The sequence below is a fragment of the Desulfosarcina sp. genome, assembly GCF_055467485.1.
In genome coordinates, this window is the sequence record NZ_JBUOIV010000017.1 from 73633 (window position 1) to 90077 (window position 16445).

At 56.6% G+C, this 16445-nt stretch carries 14 protein-coding genes, 1 tRNA gene and 1 other RNA gene; 12 read left to right on the forward strand and 4 right to left on the reverse strand.

The genetic code is table 11. The features are described from left to right. Positions 1-76 precede the first annotated feature (76 nt). The 3 genes from ftsH to ACZCED_RS10530 all read right to left on the reverse strand — a co-directional run bounded on the left by ftsH (position 77) and on the right by ACZCED_RS10530 (position 3955). Positions 77-2044: an ATP-dependent zinc metalloprotease FtsH gene (gene ftsH, locus ACZCED_RS10520; protein ID WP_462970108.1), complete on the reverse strand. Its 1968-nt coding sequence runs from the start codon at positions 2042-2044 to the stop codon at positions 77-79. A 74-nt stretch (positions 2045-2118) separates the two neighbouring features. Continuing rightward, entirely contained in the window at positions 2119-3516 is a 1398-nt protein-coding gene (tilS, locus tag ACZCED_RS10525) for a tRNA lysidine(34) synthetase TilS (RefSeq protein WP_464860756.1), read from the reverse strand. Positions 3517-3565: 49 nt separating this feature from the next. After that, positions 3566-3955 (reverse strand): DUF3568 family protein, encoded by a 390-nt coding sequence (locus ACZCED_RS10530; protein WP_462970110.1) that lies wholly within the window; start codon positions 3953-3955, stop codon positions 3566-3568. A gap of 256 nt (positions 3956-4211) precedes the next feature. On the opposite strand from ACZCED_RS10530, the gene ffs reads away from it, so the two are divergent. The 3 genes from ffs (at position 4212) to dnaK (ending at position 7464) form a co-directional block, all read left to right on the forward strand. Further along, an RNA gene (ffs, locus tag ACZCED_RS10535) (signal recognition particle sRNA large type) lies at positions 4212-4456 on the forward strand. Between the two features lie 404 nt (positions 4457-4860). Then, the gene (gene grpE / locus ACZCED_RS10540; RefSeq protein ID WP_462970111.1) at positions 4861-5493 is read left to right on the forward strand and encodes a nucleotide exchange factor GrpE; all 633 of its coding nucleotides are present in this window, start codon (positions 4861-4863) and stop codon (positions 5491-5493) included. An 18-nt stretch (positions 5494-5511) separates the two neighbouring features. After that, complete coding sequence (gene dnaK / locus ACZCED_RS10545) at positions 5512-7464, forward strand: molecular chaperone DnaK (RefSeq protein WP_462970121.1); 1953 nt, start codon at positions 5512-5514, stop codon at positions 7462-7464. Positions 7465-7731: 267 nt separating this feature from the next. On the opposite strand, the gene ACZCED_RS10550 is transcribed toward dnaK, so the two are convergent. Further along, positions 7732-9306, reverse strand: coding sequence for a class I adenylate-forming enzyme family protein (locus tag ACZCED_RS10550; protein ID WP_462970112.1), 1575 nt, complete (start codon positions 9304-9306; stop codon positions 7732-7734). Between the two features lie 245 nt (positions 9307-9551). On the opposite strand from ACZCED_RS10550, the gene ACZCED_RS10555 reads away from it, so the two are divergent. The 9 genes from ACZCED_RS10555 to ACZCED_RS10595 all read left to right on the forward strand — a co-directional run. Beyond that, positions 9552-9941, forward strand: a complete 390-nt coding sequence (locus ACZCED_RS10555) for a hypothetical protein (RefSeq protein ID WP_464860757.1) — start codon at positions 9552-9554, stop codon at positions 9939-9941. A 247-nt stretch (positions 9942-10188) separates the two neighbouring features. Beyond that, complete coding sequence (gene serA, locus ACZCED_RS10560; protein WP_464860758.1) at positions 10189-11769, forward strand: phosphoglycerate dehydrogenase; 1581 nt, start codon at positions 10189-10191, stop codon at positions 11767-11769. A 30-nt stretch (positions 11770-11799) separates the two neighbouring features. Next, a complete protein-coding gene (locus ACZCED_RS10565) occupies positions 11800-12120 on the forward strand; it encodes a DUF1844 domain-containing protein (protein ID WP_462970115.1) in 321 nt (106 codons plus the stop codon). Between the two features lie 22 nt (positions 12121-12142). Then, positions 12143-13015, forward strand: coding sequence for a 4-(cytidine 5'-diphospho)-2-C-methyl-D-erythritol kinase (ispE, locus tag ACZCED_RS10570; protein WP_462970116.1), 873 nt, complete (start codon positions 12143-12145; stop codon positions 13013-13015). A gap of 49 nt (positions 13016-13064) precedes the next feature. After that, positions 13065-13139 (forward strand) — tRNA-Gln (locus ACZCED_RS10575). Positions 13140-13169: 30 nt separating this feature from the next. Further along, positions 13170-14120 (forward strand): ribose-phosphate diphosphokinase, encoded by a 951-nt coding sequence (locus tag ACZCED_RS10580; RefSeq protein WP_462970117.1) that lies wholly within the window; start codon positions 13170-13172, stop codon positions 14118-14120. A gap of 33 nt (positions 14121-14153) precedes the next feature. Beyond that, entirely contained in the window at positions 14154-14795 is a 642-nt protein-coding gene (locus tag ACZCED_RS10585) for a 50S ribosomal protein L25/general stress protein Ctc (protein ID WP_462970118.1), read from the forward strand. A 50-nt stretch (positions 14796-14845) separates the two neighbouring features. Continuing rightward, positions 14846-15430: an aminoacyl-tRNA hydrolase gene (pth, locus tag ACZCED_RS10590; protein ID WP_462970119.1), complete on the forward strand. Its 585-nt coding sequence runs from the start codon at positions 14846-14848 to the stop codon at positions 15428-15430. 31 nt (positions 15431-15461) lie between these two features. After that, a partial coding sequence (locus ACZCED_RS10595; protein ID WP_464860759.1) for a sodium/proton-translocating pyrophosphatase occupies positions 15462-16445 on the forward strand: 984 nt, incomplete at its 3' end.

The following is a 16445-nucleotide window of genomic DNA, read 5'->3' on the forward strand; positions in this document are numbered from 1 at the left end:
CGCTCACTTGAGTTGTCGCCGATCGGCAGCAGGAATTCCCTTTACGTCGTGATGATCCCGGTTGCCGTACGGCGTGCTATCGCGGCTCAGGGTTATCGCCCGAATCCGTCTCCTGCGGTGTGCTGCCGCTGGGAGGGTCCGCCTGATCTGCCGCCGCGTTGTCTGCCGTCGATGCTTCGTTTGGCGACGGTGCTGACGGGGCGGTGCCATCATGAGCGTCGTCCTTGTCGCCGGGTTTGTCCGGAAGCTGGATACCCGGCCGCACCTGGCGGATTATCTCATCCAGTTCGGCACCCAGAATGGTCTCTTTTTCGAGAAGCTGTTCGGCCAGTTTGTGCAGCACGTCAAGGTGTTCGGTCAATACCGCCTGGGCACGCTCATAGGAGCGCATCACCAGGCGGTTGACTTCCGAATCGATTTTCCGGGCGGTCTCTTCCGAGTAGTCGCGGTGCTGGGCGATCTCCCTGCCCAGAAACACCTGCTCTTCATCCTTGGCGAAAGAGAGCGGCCCAAGGGACTCGCTCATGCCCCAGCTGCGGATCATCTGCTGGGCCAGTTCCGTGGCTTTCTTGATGTCGTTGGAGGCACCGGTGCTGATGCGCTTGAAAACAATTTCCTCGGCCACGCGTCCGCCGAAAGCGATGGCCAGTTCGGCTTCCAGCTGATCTTTGTAGCGAAAGTCCCTCTCTTCCGGCAGAAACCAGGTTACGCCGGCGGCCCGCCCCCGGGGGATGATGGTGATCTTATTGACCACATCGGTGCCGGGGATGAAGCGGGCCACCAGGGCATGGCCGCCTTCGTGGTAAGCTGTGGTCAGCCGGTCCTCTTCCCTGATCACTTTGGATTTCCTTTCGAGACCCATGTAGACCTTGTCCTTGGAGTCCTCGAAATCCATCATGTCCAGCCGCTCCTTGTCCCGCTTGGCGGCCAGCAGGGCAGCTTCATTGACCAGGTTTTCCAGATCGGCGCCGGAAAATCCGGGGGTGCCCTTGGCCAGTACCACCGGATCCACGTCCGAAGCGATGGGGGTGCGCTTCATGTGCACACGCAGGATTTTCTCTCGACCCTTGATGTCCGGCAGCGACACCACCACCTGGCGGTCGAAGCGACCGGGGCGAAGCAGTGCCGGGTCCAGCACATCGGGACGGTTGGTGGCGGAAATGAGAATGACCCCTTCGTTGGATTCGAAACCGTCCATCTCCACCAGCAGTTGGTTCAGGGTTTGTTCCCGCTCGTCGTGGCCGCCGCCCAGTCCTGCGCCGCGGTGGCGGCCGACTGCATCGATTTCATCGATGAAAATAATGCAAGGGGCGTTTTTCTTGCCCTGCACGAAAAGGTCCCTCACCCGGGAAGCCCCCACGCCGACGAACATTTCAACAAAGTCGGAGCCGCTGATGCTGAAGAACGGAACCCCTGCCTCACCGGCGATGGCCCGGGCCAACAGGGTCTTGCCGGTCCCCGGAGGGCCCATGAGCAGAACGCCCTTGGGTATTCGCCCGCCCAAGCGGGTGAATTTTTTCGGATCCCTCAGGAAATCAACAATTTCTCCCAATTCCTCCTTGGCTTCATCAATGCCGGCGACGTCCTCGAAGGTGACTTTCTCCTGCTGGTCGGAAAGCAGGCGGGCTCTGCTTTTGCCGAAGGACATGGCCTTGCCGCCGCCACTTTGCATCTGGCGCATGAAGAAGATCCACACGCCGATGAGTACGATCATGGGGAACCAGGAAACCAGAACCGACATGTACCAGGGGGATTCGGTCGGTGGTTTGGCAATGATGGTTACCCCCTTGTCCTTCAACCGCTGAATCAAGGCGGGATCCTGGGGCGCATAAATCTTAAAATGGCTGCGATTGAGGTCGGTCACCCGGATCTCCTGGCCCTGGATGGTAACTTCCGACACCCGGTCAGCCTCGACCATCGCCAGAAACTCCGAGTAGCTGATGTCATTCTGCGCGAGCTGCTGCTGATTGAACAGATTGTAAAGCATGACCATCATCAAGGTGATGACCAGCCACAGGGCCAGGTTCTTGTAAAATGGATTCAAAAGCGGTTTCCTCCTCAATGTGTTTCACTAACGCGATAGAGTTTCCTGATTTTGTTTTAGGATCATATTAACCATCATCGGGTGTCAAGCAAGAAAAATTCAACCTTCAGCACCTGAGAGGTTGCCGTCGTCACTTTTACGTGATCATCAATACGTTGTCCCACCAGCCAGATGATGCGCTGTCTGTCCGTCAGCACCGGTGCCAAGGCCCGGGCCTGCCGGGGGATTCGGTGGTCGATGAAGAATTTTTTCAGTTTCTGGGAGCCGCTGGCACCTAAAGGGGTAAAGCGATCACCGGGATTCACGGGGCGCACGGTCAACGGAAGGCTTATACGATCCAGGTCGAGATAGGCCAGGCAACGGTCAACCTCGGTCCATCGCGGCAACTGGTCCGGCCGGCAGGTGGAAAAGCGCAGACCGATACCCATTGCCTTGATTTCAACGGCGGGGGGAAAAGGCGTGGCGATTTCCGTCGGTGATGCGGGCTTTCTTTCACTTGGCGATTCGACGGCGCTCCGGTGGCCGCCCGCTGCCATTGTCAACGTCAGCCGGCCATCGGCTCGCCCGGCGTGGATGCCACCGGGCAGGTGGACTTCTTTTACTCCGCGGTCGTCCGTCAACAGGTGCAACACGGATTGGACGTGGGAGAAGGTGATCCATCGAAGGGTGCCGGTGAGATCCGCCAATGCTTTTCGGACCAGGCGGCGGGCCAGGGCAGGATGCTTCCGACCGACGGCTTCGGCAGAGAGCGTGATGGCTCCCTTGGTGCGTGCAAGGGTCGTTTCTCTGTATTCGGCAGCCGTTATCCCGTCAATCCAATCTTCCTCAATTCTCATCACATCGGCCAGCTGATTGAGGTTGGCCTGGATGCGCGGGTTGTAGTCGGATGCCATCAGTGGCAGCAAATGATGCCGGATGCGGTTGCGCAAAAACCGGAGATCATTGTTTGACGCATCCCGGGCAAAGGCGATACCTTCTTGTTCAACGTAAGCTTCGATCTGGGAGCGGCTGGCATTGATCAGGGGGCGGATAATGAATCCTTGCCGCACGGGAGTGATGCCCGAGAGCCCGCGTGGGCCAGTTCCGCGCAACAGGGCCATGATTATCTGTTCGGCGTTGTCATTCGACTGGTGGCCAAGGGCCAGCTTATTGTACCCGGCCTCGGACATGGTCTTTTTAAAATACGCATAGCGAACCCGACGGGCGGCTTCTTCCAGGGAGAGTCCCAGTTTCTCTTTCACCTTTAATACCCGGCCGCGGGCGACGTGAAAGGGATAGTGAAGGGCCTCGGCTGCCCGGCGAACCACTTGGGCATCCCTGTCTGCGGATGTTCCCCGCAGGCAATGGTTCAAATGGGCGACCCCCAGCCGGATCTTCAGATCGGGTGCCAGCCGGCTAAGCAAGTGGAGCAGTGCCATGGAATCCGGTCCGCCGGAAACGCCCACCAGCACCCGATCTCCCGGAGCCGTCATATGATGGCCGGCCAGTGTCCGCTCAACCGTGGTTAGTAGGCGCTTTGTCTCAGATGGTGTTGAGAATGGTGGCATGGATCAGTTCGGCGTTTTTCCGATCCCAGTAGCCGATATAACCACTTCTGACAGCCACTTCGGTCATATCGTAGCGCACGGTCCGGATGCTTACCGTCACGGGGGAACCGTCGCTCTGGCGCGCCTTGATGGTGGTTTCACTGCCCGTCTGGGTCTTCTCATCGATGGTTATCTTCAGGTAATCCAGGCTCTGGATGGTTGCCTTTTCGGTGTGGGAAAAGTCCTTGGCGTAGGAGCGGATCAATTCCCCCTTGATCCAGGTATACACGCCGGCCCCAGCTCCGGCACCAACAACGACGGCCGCGCAGCCTGCCGTGAACAGCAGGGCAACCAGTAAAGTGATCGCGGTAACGGTTCGTGCCATTATCTTCCTCCCGATGGATGTGGGGGGCTTAACAAGCTGCACCTCCTGATTTATTGCATGACCGAAGGGAAGTCAATACCGCAGGCTCGGCAGAGCGATTGATGACAAAGGGTTTCCCGGAAAGTGAATGGCCCATCGCGCCGAACGCTCATCTAAAGCTGCAGGCCGAAGGTATGCGGTCGATTGAACCGCGAATCCGAGAGATGTGCACTTAGTTCTTGATAAAGGAGCCGGGATCATACTATAGGGGCACCGGTTGTGCTAGGCGGGGAGCCAGCGGTGCCCTGTACCCGAAATCCGCTTCATGCGGGGCTGAACCCCCCCCTTAGGGTTAATCCCGAGAAAATCAGGCCATTTTGACCGGCCGCCGCGCAACAGACGGTCTCGAACCTCGTCAGGTCCGGAAGGAAGCAGCGATAAGGGATGCGGTCTGTGTCGTGGATCGATCCCGGTCATGCTTTGGCTCAGATTTTTCGGATCAGTTCGACGGGGGGTGCACAACCATCTCATCTGTTATCGAGCGTTGTCCGGTTTCATGTCGTCCATGCCCCCGTCTAAAAATCCAGTGACCCATCGTGCGGCCTGTTCCATCCGACGTCGCCTTCGCCGATTCCTGTAGGATGCGACCGGGGGTGCGCAACGCCGTCAAGTCGTGCAGAACAATCGCATCGCGGCAGGGGTGACCTCCCCAGGTATTGGTCCAACCCATCAGATTTACAACTAAATATTTATAGGTGGAGAAGGCCGGACTGGTCCTTGACAAGCCATCATCTGGTCTTATTTTCTATCAACTTTGCGGACCCGGTCGGAGCCAACAGCTTAAAATTCAAGCGTTTCGGACGGACCGGGAACCCACCGGCCGCGAAGGTGAGAAAATCCAGTGAAACCAGGAGACACAGGAGCTGATGGCACCAAAGAAAAAAATTGTGATTGAGGAAGAGATCGATAAAACGCCGCAAGACCACCCATCAATACCTTCGAGCCCTGACGATGCAGCCGATGAAACTCTGGATACCGCTGGTCCATCAGCAGATCTTGAGGAAAAACTCGCGGCAGCGGAAGCCGAAGCCATTGAAAACCGCGACCGCATGCTCAGGATGGCCGCCGAACTCGAGAATTACAAAAAGCGGGCCGCCCGTGAATTGGATGATTTCAAAAAATACGCCAACGAAAACCTGATCCGGCAACTGCTTACGGTTGTGGACAATCTGGAACGGGCGATCGCCTCGGCCGCTTCGGAAAATGAAAACGGTCAGAGTCTGGTGGATGGTGTCGCCCTGACACTTGCAGAGATCATGAAAATTCTGGAAAAACATTACGTCAGCCCCATTCATGCGTTGGGCGAGCCCTTTGATCCGGCCTTTCACCAGGCCATGTGCCAGGAGGAGTGTGCCGATCAGCCGCCCAACACGGTGGTTCAGGAATTTCAAAAGGGATATCTGATTCATGACCGGTTGCTTCGGCCCGCCATGGTGGTGGTCTCAAAGGTCGCCCAGAACGGGCAGTCACCCGAAAAAACGGTTAATACTAACGCTTAATACAATACTATTTCAAAGATCGTTGAAGGTAAGGAGGAACATCAGATGGGCAAGATTATCGGAATTGATCTCGGGACCACCAACTCCTGTGTGGCCATTATGGAAGGCGGCGACGCCAAAGTGATCACCAACCCGGAAGGCGGCCGCACTACTCCCTCAATCGTTGCAGTCAGCGAAAGCGGAGAGCGGACGGTGGGGCAGATCGCCAAGCGGCAGGCCATCACCAACCCGGAAAACACGGTTTTTGCGGTCAAGCGGCTTATCGGCAGAAAGTATTCCTCCGCCGAGGTTCAAAATGACATCAAGATTCTTCCCTACCACATAAAACAGGCGGAAAATGGTGACGTACGCATCGATTTAAGGGGCAAACTCCACAGCCCGGCAGAGATTTCATCGTTCATCCTGGCACACATCAAGAAATACGCCGAAGACTACCTGGGTGAACCGGTGACGGATGCGGTGATCACCGTTCCGGCATACTTTAACGACAGCCAGCGCCAGTCCACCAAAGATGCTGGAAAGATTGCCGGCCTCAATGTGCTGCGCATTATCAACGAGCCCACGGCTGCCTCGCTGGCCTATGGCCTCGACAAGCGCAGCGAAGAGAAGATTGCCGTATTCGACCTGGGCGGCGGCACCTTCGATATTTCCATCCTCGAGATCGGCGAAGGGGTTTTCGAAGTCAAGGCCACGAACGGCGATACTCATCTGGGCGGTGAGGACTTCGATTTGCGGCTTATCGATTTTCTGGCAGACGAGTTCAAAAAAGACCAGGGTATCGACCTGAGAAACGACAAAATGGCCCTGCAGCGGCTCAAGGAGGCAGCGGAAAAGGCCAAGATGGAACTCTCCTCGTCCATGGAAACCGATGTGAACCTGCCATTCATTACCGCCGACGCCAGCGGGCCCAAACACCTGAATGTAAAGATCACCCGGGCCAAGCTGGAAGGACTGGTTGCCGATCTGCTGGACAAGCTGGAGCCGCCGTGCCGGACCGCTCTGAAAGACGCCGGCCTGTCCACCGGCGAGATCGACGAGGTCATCCTGGTGGGCGGCATGACGCGCATGCCGGCAGTCCATGAGCGGGTGAAACGGATTTTCGGAAAAGAGCCCCACAAGGGGGTAAACCCCGATGAAGTGGTAGCGCTGGGTGCGGCCATTCAGGGAGGTGTGTTAAAGGGCGATGTGAAGGATGTGCTTTTGCTGGATGTCACACCGCTTTCCCTGGGCATCGAAACCTTAGGTGGGATCATGACGCGGCTCATCGAGAAGAACACCACCATCCCGACCCGCAAGAGTCAGGTCTTTTCCACGGCGGCGGACAACCAGCCGGCGGTCTCCATCCACGTGCTCCAGGGCGAGCGCGAGATGGCCGCAAGCAACAAGACCCTGGGGCGGTTCGAACTGGTTGGTATCCCGCCTGCCCCGCGCGGCGTTCCACAGATCGAGGTGACGTTTGACATCGATGCCAACGGTATCGTCAATGTATCCGCCAAGGATATGGCCACAGGTAAAGAGCAGTCCATTCAGATCACGGCATCCAGCGGCCTTTCCAAAGAGGATATTGAAAAGCTGATTAAAGATGCCGAGTTGCATGCGGATGAGGACAAGAAGAAAAAGGAGTTGGTTGAAGCCAGAAACCATGCCGATACGCTTATCTATTCGACTGAAAAATCATTGAAGGATCTCGGGGAAAAGGTTGATGCCGAGACCCGCAGCAAAATCGAAGCTGCCTCGACTGCCCTGAAAAAGGCTATGGAAGGCGACGATGTCAAGGAGATCTCGAGGTTGAGCGAAGAGCTGACCCAGGCGTCGCACAAGGTGGCTGAAGCCATGTACAAGCAGGCCTCCGAGGCGGGTGCCGGCGGTGCGGACGGCCCTGGACCCGATGCCGGTGCGGATACCGGGGGTGCCGGTGCGGATGACGACGTGGTGGATGCCGATTTTGAAGAGGTTAAAGACAAAAAGTAGATCCAACCCCCAAAGGGGGGGCAATACCTGCCCCGGAGATCGAAAAAACCCGCACCGGTTAACGGTTGCGGGTTTTTCCTTTCCGGCGTATCAGCCCAGGCGAATGATCACAAGAAGCGCTGCCCGGCGTTGAAGGGTTCAAGGCACCGAATCATCACGGGTCAAGCCGCCACCGCGAGTGATTACCCCCGCTGCAGGCGACGGGAACGGTGCGACCGGTGACGCTGCGGTAAAGATCCGCAAATCCGACAACGGGCCGGCTGCCTGTCACGTCGCGAAGGTGTCCTTTTGCCCTGCGTATCGTTTGCGCAGTTTTGGTTTTTCGATCTTGCCGGTTGGGTTCCGCGGGACCTCGCCGAAAATGATTTTACGAGGGCGCTTGTAGCGGGCCAGGGTGTTGCAGAAGGCATCCACTTCCGCCTTGGTCAGGTCACAGCCGTGCTTTGCCTTGATGATGGCTGTGGTGATCTCTCCCAGCCTGAGGCTCGGCAGGCCGATCACCGCCACATCCTGGATCTTAGGATGATTCATGAGAAAATCCTCGATTTCTACCGGGTAGATGTTCTCGCCACCGGTGATGATCACATCTTTTTTCCGGTCAACCAGCCAGATGAATCCCTCCTCGTCCTGCCGGGCCACATCGCCGGTGAGCAACCAGCCATTCACGATTGCAGCGGCCGTGGCCTCGGGATTTTTATAATAATCCTTCATGACGCCGGGCCCCTTGATAATCAGTTCTCCCGGACTTCCCGGGGCTACCGGGCGGAATTGGACGTCGACGATCCGAAACTCCCAGTCAAAACCGGGTAGACCGATGGCTCCCACTTTATGCATGTTTTCCATTCCCAAATGGATGCAGCCGGGGCCGGTGCTTTCGGTGAGGCCGTAGTTGGTGTCGTACTGGTGATTGGGAAAGATCTTGCGCCACTCCCTGATCAGGCTCGCGGGAACCGGCTGGGCGCCGATATGCATGAGCCGCCACTGGTCCAGGTGGTAGTTCTCCAATTTGAGCTCGCCGCTTTTGATGGCCAACAGCAGGTCCATGGCCCAGGGCACCAGCAGCCAGACGATAGTGATCTTCTCTTGGGAGATGGCCTCTACAATCCATCGGGGTTCGATGCCTTTGAGAATGACCGTTTTTGCTCCCATGATGAAATTGCCGAACCAGTGCATCTTGGCTCCCGTGTGGTACAAGGGAGGGATGCACAGGAAGTTGTCCGCGTGGGTCTGGTTGTGGTGGCGGTTCTCCACATAACAGGCGTGCTCCAGGTTCCGGTGGGTCAGGCGGGCGGCCTTGGGTGTGCCGGTGGTGCCCGAGGTGAAGTATAGCGCTGCATCATCACAGATGTCTATAACCACCCCCGGGTCTTCAGCCCGATGGTCCGCAATGAGCCGGTCCAGTGACTCCGCCCACGCCGGACATTTGTCTTGCGGGCCTGCGAAGATGAAGGTTCGGACACTGTTTTCAATTTCGACCCGGATTTCTGTCACCCGGTCAATGAAGTCTTCGCCGAAGATGAATGCCTTTGCCTCGGCGGTGCGGGTGCACGCGGCGATCGCATTGGCGACGAACCGGAAATTCAATGGAACCGCCCAGGCGCCGGTTCTCAGGATGCCAAAATAGGCGGGCAGCCATTGGATGCCGTTCATCATCAGGTGAACGACACGATCCCCTTTCCTTACGCCCCTGGCCATCAATGCCTGGGCTATCGCATTGGCTTGGTCGTCAAAGGTTTTCCAGGTAATTTCAATCCGTTGATTTTTTGCTGGTTCCCGTTCGATGAGGGCGGTTTCCGGTCCGTACATTCTGGCATTTCTGGCCAGAATTTCTGTGATCAGCATGGTGCTTACCCTTAGTTTAAAAAAAAGTGCCGTGTCAGCGTTGGTGCAGCGGGGCCATCAACCAAGGAGGGCGCAATACCAAAATGCCGTCGGATGGTCAAGGCGGCAACCGGATGATCGCACGATCGATTCGGTCGCCTCAACACCGTAAATCAAGTGTGATGGCCTGAAAAAAGGTTTGCCGTCAGCTGCCTGATTATTTAGAGTGGTACCTGACGCGCCATCGGTTTTAAAAAGGGGGAGGAATGATTGTCTTCGACGGCACCTACATGCTGGAACGAAAGGAGGACCCAGGGGCGACCACGGCCCATGCCTGCACCTGGCGGGTGAAGATCGTCGATTTTTCATCAGGCGACCCCATGCATCCTCACATCCGTCCCTATGCCGTGTTGGCCTTTCGCTTGGAGGGCGGCATTTTCAAGACCAGCTGTGCCGAAAGCATCGGAAAGCGGATCTGCAGGGATTTCGATCTCGATGTGGATGACGTGCTGTGGGTCGAGGCATTCACCGACCTTCCCGGTGCGCTTTACGTGGCTGTTTTTACCCCACGGTACCAGGAAACCGACATTCATTACACCGTTACCTGGCGGCCGATCTTAAGCAACGAACAGGCTGCCGTGGAACCTTGGTGCTGACAGGTGTGGCGGACGGCCGATCGAACAGCCAAAATATGGGTTGAATGTTCAACCGGATTTAACTAAAATGCGCTCCCAACAACAGGCCGCTTAAGCTTGTTCCATCATCTCCAACGCGACGATTGGCAATTCCCGCTGATAAGAGAGGGTCGGTTTTTACAATGGCTTCGGGTCCGTCAGCGGGTTCATTCACAATGGTTCGCACAGGGGGGATGACTCATCAACCCTCATAACTAAGGATGTTCGAATGAAGGTGCTGGTCAGTGACAATCTGGGTGAAGATGGAATCCGAATGTTTCAGGATGCTCCAGGTATTCATGTGGATGTGAAGACCGGTCTGGAGCCGGAGGCGCTCAAGGCGATCATCGCCGATTATGACGCCCTGGTCATCCGAAGCGCTACCAAGGTGACCGAAGATCTCTTGCAGGTGGCCACACGGCTCAAGGTGGTGGGCCGGGCGGGCATCGGCCTGGACAATGTCGATATTCCGGCTGCCACCCGGCGCGGGGTGGTGGTGATGAATACCCCCACGGGAAATGTGGTGACTACGGCTGAGCACGCCATCGCCATGATGCTGGCCCTGACCCGCAACATCCCCACGGGAACGGCCTCTTTGCGGGACGGGCGCTGGGAGAAGAAAAAACTTCAGGGCCGGGAGATCTTCAACAAGGTGCTGGGCGTGATCGGATACGGAAAGATCGGCGCCATCGTGGCGGACCGTGCCCGCGGATTGAAGATGAACGTGATCATCCACGACCCTTATGTCACCCCGGACCAGATTCAAAAAGCAGGGTTCGAGAGCGTGGACCTGGACACGCTGTACGAGCGGGCCGACTATATATCCGTGCATGTGCCCAAGCTTAAAAATACCGTCGGCTTGATCGACAAGCAGGCTTTCGATAAAATGAAACCCGGTGTGATGGTCATCAATTGCGCACGCGGCGGGATCGTTGTTGAAAGCGACCTTTACGATGCCATCGTTTCCGGCAAAGTGGCCGGTGCGGCGCTGGATGTCTTCGAGACCGAGCCGCCCGGGCAGTCCCCCCTGATCACTCATGAGCGGGTGATCTGTACGCCCCACCTGGGTGCCTCCACCCGGGAAGCCCAGACCAATGTGGCCGTGGCCATTGCCCGGCAGATTATCGATTTTCTGACCGCCGGCACCGTGGCCAATGCGGTGAACATGCCCTCGGTGACCGGTGAGGTGCTGGAAAAGATCGGACCCTATCTCACCCTGGCCGACCGGATGGGATGCCTTCAGGCGCAACTGGTCCGCGGTCCCATCAAGGAGGTGGTCGTCGAATTTCACGGTGATTTCAAAGATTTGGATCTTTCCCCCGTGTCGACGGCTGTGCTCAAGGGGATCCTGACGCCGGTAGTCAAGGATGACGTGAACTTTGTCAATGCCCATGTCATGGCCCAGCAGCGCGGCATCAAGGTGACCGAAACCAGCAGCGCCGAGTCAGATTACTATGTTAACCAGATCACGGTCCGGGCGATTACCACCGAGATGGAGAGCGTGGTGTCAGGCACGATCTTCGGGAAAAAGGACCCGCGGATTGTCAAGATCAACAAGTTCCGGCTGGAGATGATACCCCACGGCCACATGGCTTTGATTCAAAACATCGACAAGCCAGGCTCCATTGGTGAAATCGGCACCACCCTGGGCCGGCACAACATCAATATCGGCAGAATGCAGGTTGGCCAGGAGGAGGAGGGGGATCGCAACATCATTTTTCTGACCACCGATACCCCCATCCCGGAGGATGTGGTGGAGGAAATGCGGCATCTTTCTCTGGTCAAGACCGTTACCCCGCTGGAATTCTAGTGGTTTCTATCATTTAAAGGAGCGTTTCCCATGGCAGACGAAAAGCAGGAAAAAACCGGCAAATCAAGTCCGGCTGACCAACCCAAATCCACTGCAGCGGCGTCCCTGCCGACCCTCAATTTTGCCACTTTTATCTTTTCCCTCAATTCATCGGCCCTCGTTCAACTGGGCATGATCGAGGACCCGATGACCGGCGAGAAAACCAAGAACCTGCCGCTGGCCAAACAGACCATTGATATCCTTTCCATGCTCGAAGAAAAGACGAAGGGCAACCTGGACGTCGATGAGGCGGGGATGCTAAAAAACATTCTTTACGATCTGCGGATCCAATACGTGAAAGAGAAGGCGTAGCCAAACACGGCTATCAACAGGCATGGAAGCGCTTCACGTAAAAGCACCGGCGAAGATCAACCTGTTTCTCCGTATCATCGGCAAACGACCCGACGGCTATCATGACCTACACACGCTCATGTGCCCGTTGGCTCTCTACGACACCCTGACCCTGAGCGCTGGCGGAAAAGGGATGGTTATCGACTGCGATCATCCCGGCGTCCCGAAAGATGAATCCAACCTGGCGGCCCGCGCCGCGCATCTGTTTCTGCAGACCGTTTACGCGGGCAATACACCGCCGGTATCCGGCCTGACCATCCATATAGATAAAAAAATACCCGTGGGTGCCGGGCTTGGCGGCGGCAGCAGCGATGCCGCTGCTGTTCTGTATACCTTGAACGATTATTTCGGTAGGCCGCTTTCCAGGCCGGAACTCATGGCCATGGGCGCGCGCCTCGGTGCCGATGTCCCTTTTTTCATACTTGGCCGACCGGCACTGGCCACAGGAATCGGCGACCGGCTCGAACCCTTTCCTTACCTGACGCCATGGACGGCGCTGCTGGTCTATCCCAACGAGGTGGTATCAACCGCCTGGGTCTACAAAAATCTGAATTTAAGATTGACAAAAGACGAAAAAAAACTTAGTAAATTCCACTTTGATGGCCGACTTTTCAACGTCGATGAGCATCTGGTCAACGATTTGGAACCGGTGACCAAAAAGGCGTTTCCGGTCATCGGAGACATAAAGCGCTTGCTGTTGGCACATGGAGCGGCCGGGGCCATGATGTCCGGCAGCGGATCAACGGTGTTCGGGCTGTTTGCGGACCCCGAACGAGCCATTTCAGTTTGTACAGCCTTGTGTGACAATCAGCAAAACAAAAACTGGACGCTTTATATCGCGGATCTGTTGATCTAAGTGCCGGTTGTTGCCGAAGTCCGGACTCAGGACACCGGCATTTTTCTGCTGGGGCGTCGTCAAGCGGTAAGACACAGGATTTTGGTTCCTGCATTCGGAGGTTCGAATCCTCCCGCCCCAGCCAATCTCATCGAACAGGAGTAGCGTTCAGAAAGTGACAGCTAAAAAACAAAAGTTCTGTGTTTTTACAGGCAATTCCAATCCGGATCTGGCATGTAAGATTGGCGAATACCTGGGGATGCCGCTGTGTGGCGCGGTCGTGAAGCGATTCAGTGACGGTGAGATTCAGATCGAGATCGATGAAAATGTGCGGACCAAAGACGTTTTTGTCATTCAATCCACCTGCCACCCGGTCAACGACAATCTGGTTGAACTGCTACTCATGGTGGATGCCCTGAAACGGGCCTCGGCCCGTCGAATCACCGCCGTGATCCCCTATTACGGATATGCCCGCCAGGACAAGAAAGTGGCTCCCCGCGTGCCTATCAGCGCCAAGCTCATCGCCGATTTACTGACGACTGCCGGTGCCACCCGTGTGATCACCATGGACCTGCATGCCGGACAGATCCAGGGCTTTTTCAACATTCCCGTGGACAACCTCTACGCGGCCCCGGTGCTTCTGGAATACATCAAGTCCAATTTCGATGAAGGCCTGGTCATTGTATCGCCCGATGCCGGTGGCGTGGAGCGGGCCCGTGCCTTTGCCAAACGGCTCAATGCCGGATTGGCCATCGTGGACAAGCGGCGGTCGGCTCCCAACAAAGCCCGGGCCATGGCGATCATCGGTGATGTGAGAGACAAGACCGTCATTATCCAGGACGATATGATCGATACCGCCGGAACCCTTACCGAAGCCGTGAACGTGATTATGGACGGCGGGGCGCGGGAAGTCCATGCCTGCTGTGCCCATCCGGTGCTTTCCGGGCCGGCCGTGGACCGAATCGATGCCTCGCCCATTACCAGCGTTGTCTGCACGGATACCATTCCGCTTAACGAGAATGCAGCAGCCTGCAATAAAATCAAAGTGCTTTCCATCTCCAGCCTGGTGGGGGAAGCCATCATCAGAAGCTACACCGGGGATTCGGTAACGTCCCTGTTCGTGTAATATTCTTTAAGGAGGAAAAGATCGTTGGAAATAATGAATTTAAAAGCAAGTCAACGGGAGGCCGTGGGTAACGGACCTTCAAGAGTTCTTCGGCGGGAAGGCAAAATTCCCGCCATTTTATACGGCCCCAAAACCGAACCGATCAAGCTGGCCATCGACCGGCTGGAACTGGAGCCCATTTTCAAATCCGGCGCCGTTGCGCAGAAACTGCTGAAACTGGAAATTGAAGGGGCCGATGCCGTCCGCAACGTCATGATCAAAGAGCTGCAGAAGCATCCCCTGTCCCGGACCGTGCTTCACCTGGACCTTTATGAAGTGAGCATGGATCAGAAGATCAAAGTCATGGTTCCCGTGGTCACCACCGGCAAGAGCACCGGCGTTGAGATGGGGGGTATGCTGCAGATCATTCGCCGGGAACTGGAAGTCTTCTGCCTGCCCGATCAGATTCCCGAGAACATCACCATCGATATCACCGACCTTGAAATTGGCGACTCGTTTCACGTTGAAGACCTTCCGGAGGACGAAGCTGTCGAGATTCCGGCCGATGTCAACTTCACGATTCTGACCATCCTCAGCCCGACAGCCGGGGAAGAGGAGGAAGTGGAGGCTGAAGAGGAAGGCGAAGAAGAGGGTGAAGAAGGTGCCGAGGCTGCTGAAGAACCGGCGGCCGAATAGAGACTTCATGATGGGCGGCCAATTGTATCCCGCTGCGGGCTGCCATGGCCATGAAGGCTGAAAACAGATATCATCTGATCGTCGGGCTCGGCAATCCGGGCCCGTCGTATGCAGCGACCCGCCACAACATCGGGTTTATGGCCGTAGACCGGCTGATACGCAAATACGGGTTGATTGCCTGCCGCAGCCGGATCAATGCACAAATCGCCGAAGGACGTATCGCCGGCGTCCGGGTGCTGGTTGCCAAGCCGACGGCCTATATGAATCGGTCCGGCGGTCCGGTGAGCAACATCGTCCACACCCACGGGATTCAATGCGAGGATATGGTCGTCATCCACGATGACATCGACCTTGCTTATGAAAGATTGAAAATCAAAGAGAAAGGGGGGGATGGAGGACACAATGGACTGAGGTCTCTGATTGACGCCCTGGAGACCGATGAGTTCGTGAGGGTGCGAATGGGCGTCGGGCGGCCGGAAGGCGACATTGGGGTGGTGGATTATGTTCTGGAGGAGTTCGATGCCAGTCAACGGACAATGCTGGAGCCTTTTCTGTCACGGGCCATCGAGGCTGCCGCAGCGATCCTTTGTGAGGGAGCAAAGGATGCCATGAATCGGTTTAACCGCAAACCTTAGACTTCACGTTAAACATTGAATGGAGGAAAGAATGGACGTTGTAATGAACAACATACCGCTCGTGTGTACGTTGGTCGGCGCTGTTGGTGTTCTTTTTGCAATCATCCTCGCCGGTATCGTCAAAGGCGCGCCTGCCGGAGACGAGAAGATGCAGGCTATTGCCGGCGCCATTCAGGAAGGTGCCATTGCCTACCTGAACCGCCAGCTGAAAAGCATGGGCATTGCCGGCATCATCATTTTTGGAGTTATTTTTGTTACCATGGGTGCCAAGACCGCTTTCGGGTTTATGATTGGTGCCGTGGCCTCATTTATGGCCGGCTACATCGGCATGCGCGTTTCCGTCCTGGCCAACGTGCGTACGGCTGAAGCAGCCAAAAAAGGCATGGCCGCCGGCCTCTCCATGGCCTTCAAAGGCGGCAGCGTTACCGGTATGATCGTCGCCGGTCTGGCGCTGACTTCCGTGGCCGGTTACTACACCGCCACCCACGACGTCATTGCCCTGGTCGCCCTCGGTTTCGGCGGCAGCCTGATCTCCATCTTCGCCCGTCTGGGCGGTGGAATCTTCACCAAGGGTGCCGACGTGGGTGCGGACCTGGTCGGCAAAGTCGAGGCCGGGATCCCCGAAGATGACGTCCGTAATCCGGCGACCGTCGCGGACCATGTCGGCGACACCTATGCCGTCACCGCCGTGGCCGCCATGCTCATCGGCCACCTACTCTTCCCCAAACTCCAAATGGCTACCGAGTTTCCGCTGATTCTCGGTGCCATCTCCATCATTGCCTCCATGATCGCCGTTTTCTTCGTCCGCCTGGGCAGTGGCGGCTACATCATGGGCGCGCTTTACAAAGGCATGTTCGGTTCCGCCGTCATCGCAGCCGTGGCGTTTTACTATGCATGTAATAAATTCATGGCCGACATCCCCGGCATCAGCGCCATGAACATCTACTACTGCACCCTGATCGGTTTGATCCTGACCGTCATGATCGTCATTATAACCGAATACTACACCGGTATC